The sequence below is a fragment of the Anabaena catenula FACHB-362 genome (assembly GCF_014698735.1).
Taxonomy (GTDB): Bacteria; Cyanobacteriota; Cyanobacteriia; order Cyanobacteriales; family Nostocaceae; genus Anabaena; species Anabaena variabilis_A.
Window position 1 is genome coordinate 96406 of sequence record NZ_JACJTQ010000022.1, and the last position, 6799, is coordinate 103204.

Sequence of the window (6799 nt, forward strand, 5' to 3'; positions counted from 1 at the left end):
GCAGTAAGTTCCACACTCTATCATCAGTTAAACTCTTCCTCGTTGTCGCTCTTGCTCTCTATTTCTCTCGGTAATCTGGAGTTGAAGACGATTATACAAATTAACTTGAGAATCAGAATGACTAATACAAGCAACTAAGGCATAACGTTGCATTTCAATTTCATCTGGATTTGCCCATTTACGATTACAACTCACAACTAGGTTCATAGGCAAATTATTATATTTTTTAGCGTTGGCTGTTATTTCTACTTGTCCCCTTTGCACTGTTCCCTTCTTCCGAAGGGTGGAACTTGGAGATAACTCGGTAATAATACTCTTTCCTTTATGTTTTTTGTTTAAGTTTTCCAGTGATATTTCTGTAAATTTATCAGGTGAACCACTTTTACTAGCATCTACATAAGCATTCACGATACTTTCCCGATCAATTCCCTTGAAAAGGTTGAATTCCATTGTGACTCCTAAATATGAATCTCCACGAGTTGGACGAGTTGGAGGGTCAAAAGCCAAGGTGATTGATAGTGTGCGAGTACCTTTTACATCAAAAAATTCCTCTGGTAATTGGGGAATTTCATAAATATGAAACTTGCCTACTGGAATGAAGATATTATCTTCTGATAGAACAACGTAGTTTTCAGCAGAATACATTGCACGTTCTAAGTCAGTCTGTCCATAGCCATAAATTGCTAACTGCTTTTCAATTTGTTTTGTCTTTTCACCCTGAGACTGTTTACTGTTCCATTGGAATTGGTCTGGAATTTCTTTAGGAAGAACCGCAGAGTTGACAATCAATGCTCGAATGAGGTTAGAACTGGCATTTGGGTATTTTGTGAAGAGTTGAGCCGCAATGTTAGCAACACGAGGTGCAGCAAAACTCGTACCACTACAGATATGAAATAAAGAACTCAGGTCTTTGCAGAGAGTAACAACAGAAACTCCAGCGACAGTATCTGATAGTCGCAATTTGGTTTTAGGTAAATTTAGACCTTCACGATATTTGAGGTCTATGACAGTATCTCCACCAAAATCTACAACATCAGGCTTAATCATTCCATCTACTCCAAAACCAGTTCTGGTAAAAGGAGAGGGGTATTTTGGTGATTTTGCGATCGCCTGACGACGAACATCAGAAGGTTCTGTAATACTACCACGACCATAAGATAAAGAACCTACAGTTAGTGCGATCGCAGAAGTAGCCGGATCGATAATTCGAGCGTTTTGATTCAGTAGATAATTGGGGTAGTCAGTCCTTAATTGCTCATCTGATTTTGCCTCTTCATGAGGTGGTTCAGTATTCCCTGCTGAAATCACAAAAATAATATTTTTATGTTGGTATTGATAAGCAATTTCATCTATCTTTGCAGCTAATCGAAACTGCTTCATACCATCTATATAGATTTGTTCAGCATTGCCTAATGAGATATTAATAACTTTACAATTGGGATACTGTTCCACAAAAGCTTGAATAGCTTGATCAAGTTGGGTTTCTACAAGAAGATCCTCATCATATTTGCAGTTTTCATCTGTCACACGGGCAGAAAATAACCAAGCTGTTGGATCGAATGAAAGTTGTTTAATGCAGTTTTCAACATCTCCATAGATAGCAATTCCAGCAACACTTGTACCATGTCCATGTACATCATCAGCGCCACCTTTTATGAACTGCCGTTTTGCATCTGGGAATACTTCAGCTTCACCCAGCACTGGAGCAATTAATGGATGACCACGCTGTACACCTGAGTCTATAACAAGAATACCGCAATTCTCTTCAGGTGGAGAAACAACTTCAGGAAAACTAGAAATTGGTAAATTATAATCAGCAGTTCTCTCAAATGCAGGTTGGGGAGGGCGATCAATTTCTTTAACAGTTTCTAACTCCAGTAAAAACTCTAAAACTTCGTAAGTGACCTTAATTCTAGCTATGCACAGATAATCACCAACGTAGCTATCACTCATTCTCACGGGAGCAATATCGCTGGAAAAGTATTTTAGCGTTTCGGCAATATGTTCTAAAGATGCTTTCATCTCTTTGCGATCACCTGTGTGCCATAATTCCAAATCTAAAGCTGCAAGTTCATTTGATTGTACAGGCTTGAGTTCTAACAGACGACCAATGCGATCTTCACGTTCGAGGGGAACTAATTCGTCAATTGCCCCTAAATATGAATATTCATGTCCTTCTGTAATTTGACTGTAATTTTCTAAACGTTTCTTAAATTGTATTAGCTCCATGTCAGACGAGAAGACAACTATGGCTTTATCCGGTTCACGTGCTAGGATGTTTAGTGCTATCTGATTAACTAGATCGTCTGAAAGTTTTTTAGCAGCTTTAATCTTAAAAATTAATTTTGGGTCAAGACGGAAAGGGTTACTATTTTGATTTGTAGGCTCAGTCAGTCCAGAAATTTGATCTAATAAACGCTTACCATGTTCAATAAAATCAGTGCGTTTTTCACCACCGCCTCCACCACGATGTCGTCGTCGTGGTAATTCGATATTGATTATTCTTGGCAATTTTAGGTGTTCAAACTGACTTACCATGAGGACTTGGCGTAGATAATTATTTTGAGTTTGCTATTATACTTTGCCTCTCTAAAAAACGTCCTATCGCAACTTCTAAATCATCAGCAGTTAAGATACGTTCCCCCCGTAGAATCACGGCTTTAATTGCATCAGAACAAATACGTTCTATATCTGCTCCAGTAGCATTCTCTAGCCGATCTGCAAAAGTAGATAGATTAATAGCAGTATAACGGATACCAGACAAATAACGACTCAAAAGCGCCGTTTTTAGTTCAAGCGATGGGTTATCGAAGAAGATCACCTCATCAAATCGTCGCCAAACTGCACTGTCCAATAGTTTCTCATGATTAGTCGCTGCAACAAATATACTTTGATTCGTCGCATTATCAATGAGTTGTAACAGGCTATTCACTAAGCGTTTGACTTCACCATGTTCATTTAAGTTATCTCGATCACGAGCGATCGCATCAAACTCATCAAATAAAACCAGCCATTCACCGTTTTCAATATAGGTAAAAATTTTCTGAAGATTGGTTGCAGTTTCACCCAAATAAGAAGAGAATACGGCTGTTAGGTTCACATAAACCAGTGGTAGCCCCAAAGCACTGGAGAGGATTTTTGCCGTTTGGGTTTTACCACAACCAGGTGGTCCACAGAAAAGCAATTTGTTTTTGGGCTTGAGATTATACGCTGCAAGAATGTCTTGTTTGCGGTTTTCGAGGACAATTTCTTGCAGAATATCAAAAATTTTTTCACTGAGGACGATGTGATCCCATGTCAGATCGAACTTCTTTACCTCAAGTAAGGCTAGTCCCGTATCTTTGTCTTTAGGCGGTTCAGGAAACTGGTTCCAGGGAGCTAGGTTAGCAGCTAAGGGTTTAGTGTATCCATTTCCATTGTGCAGCAGCTTTTCCAAATCTCTAGCCAGCAGGATATGGTTTTTATTTTTTTCTTCTTCAATAAGTTCCATAGCCGCAGCCAAAAACTCCTCTCTCTCATTGCGAGAGAAGCTTCTGAATAGCTTTCTGAGGGTTTCGCCACGTGCCATAGTTTAGAATTGGGATTAGATACCCTATGTACCTAATCTAATATAGAACTTTTGTACTAATAAGTACATCCGGGCAAACATTCCATTGTAGCAATGAAATATTACAATTGAGGGCAACCATTCCTCAAGCCTGGTTTACTTGATTGCTTTCCCTTATATTCTTATCTCGCCACAAGCTTGTGATACCGCAACAGCAATTTTAACTCAATATCATCAAAAACTTTTCGCTATTTGGAGCGTTTTCAGTCTTTGGAGCGATCGCACTCTCTCTATTTTCTCTCACAACGCGAAGAAGCTAGATATTTACTTAGCGACTAGGTATAAACTATCTTCATTTAGTCAAAAACTATTAGTGGGTGAGGAGGGAATCGAACCCGCAACCAATTGATTAAGAGTCAACTGCTCTACCGTTGAGCTACTCACCCACACTAGGACTCATGATATCAGACTTTTGACATTGGCGCTAGTGTTGCAGTTAAAAAACTGGCTGAAGCGGGAATTTAATTGTGAAAGTGATTTGATTATCGGCACTTTCGACCAGTTAATAACCTGACTTATGTAGATTTTCCCTCAGATTTCCCTCAACTTATTGGTGGAATGAGGGAAAAATGAGGGAAAGTTCAAACCCAGATACAGCAAGCAATCTGGATAATCATTTAATTGGTTATGAACGCTTACTAGCTTTATTTAAAAGCATACAAAAGCAGACTCCTAAAGGGGTAGGTTTAAAGAGAGAAGTCAGAGCATCTGCTACCTATGTGGCTCTTCAGTTCAAAATAGGTGATAAAAGAACTTCCAAAGCCTGCAATTGTGAATTCACTGAGATAGGTATAGTTAAATCCCTAGAGAAAGCTCAACTGGTGAGTCAGGCGTTAGAGAAATTTACCAGTGAGATAGACTTCTGGCACTGGTATGAAGAGACAATTCTAGAAAGTAATGTAATCAAAAATGACCTGATTACCTTTGCAGAGGCTATTCAACTAGTAGAAAATAATTACTGGTCTAGTTGTAATGGAAAGAGGCAGCCGCGTAATAGAAGTAATCCCTCTCATCAAAGTTGCTGGAATGATGCCTATGGTAGGTACTTTAAACTCTTGCCGTTAGAGAACATAGTTAATTACTCAGATATATTAACCGCGATAAACACTAAGGAAACGGGTAGTAAGATGTTTAGTATGTGCATTAGGGCTATGAAGAAGCTGACTGAACTGTGTGGCTACCAATCTATTTACCAAGAGATTCAGAAGATTAAATCAACTCAATCTAAGTTTAGAGACGATTTGCAAAGTGTGTCTATTGAAGGTTTTCTAGAGATGCGAGAATGTATACTAGATGTCCCTATTGGAGATAAAAGATATAACATTGAATCTCGTAAATCTTGGTTATTTGTTTTCTCAATGCAGGTCATTTATGGGCTAAGAATTAGTGAAGTGTTTGCTGTTAAAAATATAGATTCCCCTTTTATAACCAAGGATGGAATAACTATACCCGCGTTGAATGACCCTAATAATAGTAAGATGATTGCTGTTGTAGGTGATGAAACATTAATTGGCACTACAACCAAAACAGGCTATAGGCTGACAGTTCCCTTATTACCACCCACTCACCCAAACTTGATTGAAGTTCTAGGTATCAGGGGAGGAATACTGCCCCAAGTTACTTTAGAAACTACTAATCCTGTTTCAATCCGCCACAAATATACTAAAACTGCTAGAAACAACTTATGTAACTGGTTGAAAGGTACTGAGTTTACACAGAGTCATGCTCTACGTCATTTAGCCAACTTAAACGGAATGATGGCAGGGGTTAGTCTTGAAAAGCGAGCTATGAGTCTTGGTCATAGTCCTAGCATGAATGACCAAGTTTATAAGCGGAGGCAAACTACTCGAACCACCATTGACCTTTTAACTCAATCGAACCACCAAGCCCTGCCCCTGGAAACCGCAATTGCGATCGCTAAACAACTTGAGTGTACAGATAAAAAATCAGTAGCTTTGCTATCCAGTATTTACAATGTATCTGAAGGTGAAATTATCAAATTACTGAACATTAACTAACCTAGCTTTATTTAGCCCCTTTTAGTAAAAGAAGTCATTGTCAGGTAATTGTCTACTACTATCAATAAATAAGGAAATAGAAAATGGAAGACCCGGTTTATATAGAAATGGTTGTAGCCATAGAGGCTTGCATAGAGGAGTTAGCTTCAACTGTGAGACTTATAAAGCTAGTTGACACTCACCTCAAAGAGACCCCGGAAAGCGCATTAAGGATTGCCTCTGAGAGTCTTAATGATACTTTCACTAGCGTCTACAAAAGGTTAGATTCCCTGCAAATAAGGCTTAGTATACATAAGAGGAATAGATAAGAATATCTAATTGAAGTAACCTGCTGAATCAACTACAAGGTTAGCTTTTAGTCTAATTATGTAAGCTACTTCTTACAGACATAGAGTGTAAGCTAACCCATCAGCCATCCCAAACAAGTCCATAAACCCACCGCTGTTAAAGCGACTCTGCATTATTAATTAAAGGGTCTGCTCCGCGATCGCTATGTTCACAGCACTTTGGTTTTTCAGAAGGAAGTAGAGAAAGCGTGGGGTAAGCGTTATCTAGATTATTTTATTTTATTTTTTAAGTCAGATAACCATTGAGATAATGTTGTCTTGTATGGTGTGCGCTCTAACGTAACAATGTCATGCTCATTGGGTTCTACTATATTTAATGCAGTATTCGGCATAGTTGCGGTATCTTTTCCACGTATCTCATGACAGCACTCGCCCGGATACTGCACTGCTGTATGCCCACCTTTCTTTTTTATTTCTTTCAATCCTTTTGCACCGTCCCCAAATAGCCCGCAGAGAAGCAAACCTGCTATTACTGCTTGATTTGTACTAGCAGCAACTTCACTCATGAATTTGTCTATGCAAGGCATATCTAAGTATACTACTGTTCCTTGGGGCTTGTTTTTTAGTTTTTGTTTAATAAATCTGGCTTTGTTACTGTCATTAGGACAACCATAAAGATAAGGTAAGGTATCAGGATCACCATAGAGATTATCATAAGCAGTCTCAATTCGTCTTATACCAGCTGCGTCGTGTGGATCATTGAGAAACCATTGCTTAAATAGACATCTCCGGAAATAGCTAAAGTGTTACTGCCACTGCTTTTAAAAGTGAGATGCCCCAATGCAAAGGTAGCTGGCTGGTACGCTAAAATAAGCGTTAGAGATGCC

General features: G+C 38.8%; 4 protein-coding genes and 1 tRNA gene. 1 reads left to right on the forward strand and 4 read right to left on the reverse strand.

Features of this window, described 5'->3' with window-relative positions; translation table 11 throughout:
* Window positions 1-27: 27 nt before the first annotated feature.
* The 3 genes from H6G68_RS15425 to H6G68_RS15435 form a co-directional block, all read right to left on the reverse strand.
* On the reverse strand, window positions 28-2511 hold the full coding sequence (locus H6G68_RS15425) for a S8 family peptidase (RefSeq protein ID WP_242045280.1): 2484 nt from the start codon (window positions 2509-2511) through the stop codon (window positions 28-30).
* 46 nt (window positions 2512-2557) lie between these two features.
* Entirely contained in the window at window positions 2558-3568 is a 1011-nt protein-coding gene (locus tag H6G68_RS15430) for an AAA family ATPase (protein ID WP_190907423.1), read from the reverse strand.
* Window positions 3569-3921: 353 nt separating this feature from the next.
* Window positions 3922-3993, reverse strand: a tRNA-Lys gene (locus tag H6G68_RS15435).
* A gap of 183 nt (window positions 3994-4176) precedes the next feature.
* On the opposite strand from H6G68_RS15435, the gene H6G68_RS15440 reads away from it, so the two are divergent.
* The gene (locus H6G68_RS15440; protein WP_190907424.1) at window positions 4177-5625 is read left to right on the forward strand and encodes a site-specific integrase; all 1449 of its coding nucleotides are present in this window, start codon (window positions 4177-4179) and stop codon (window positions 5623-5625) included.
* Between the two features lie 556 nt (window positions 5626-6181).
* Here the strand turns inward: H6G68_RS15440 and H6G68_RS15445 are convergent.
* Window positions 6182-6499 carry a chemotaxis protein CheB gene (locus tag H6G68_RS15445; RefSeq protein ID WP_339327866.1) on the reverse strand — a complete coding sequence of 106 codons (318 nt, stop codon included), beginning with the start codon at window positions 6497-6499 and terminating at the stop codon, window positions 6182-6184.
* Window positions 6500-6799: the final 300 nt, after the last annotated feature.

Excerpts from the sequence above, each read along its gene's own strand:
- H6G68_RS15430 (WP_190907423.1), bottom strand. The coding sequence starts at position 3,568 with ATGGCACGTGGCGAAACCCTCAGAAAGCTATTCAGAAGCTTCTCTCGC.
- H6G68_RS15440 (WP_190907424.1), top strand. The coding sequence starts at position 4,177 with ATGAGGGAAAGTTCAAACCCAGATACAGCAAGCAATCTGGATAATCAT.
- H6G68_RS15445 (WP_339327866.1), bottom strand. The coding sequence starts at position 6,499 with ATGCCTTGCATAGACAAATTCATGAGTGAAGTTGCTGCTAGTACAAAT.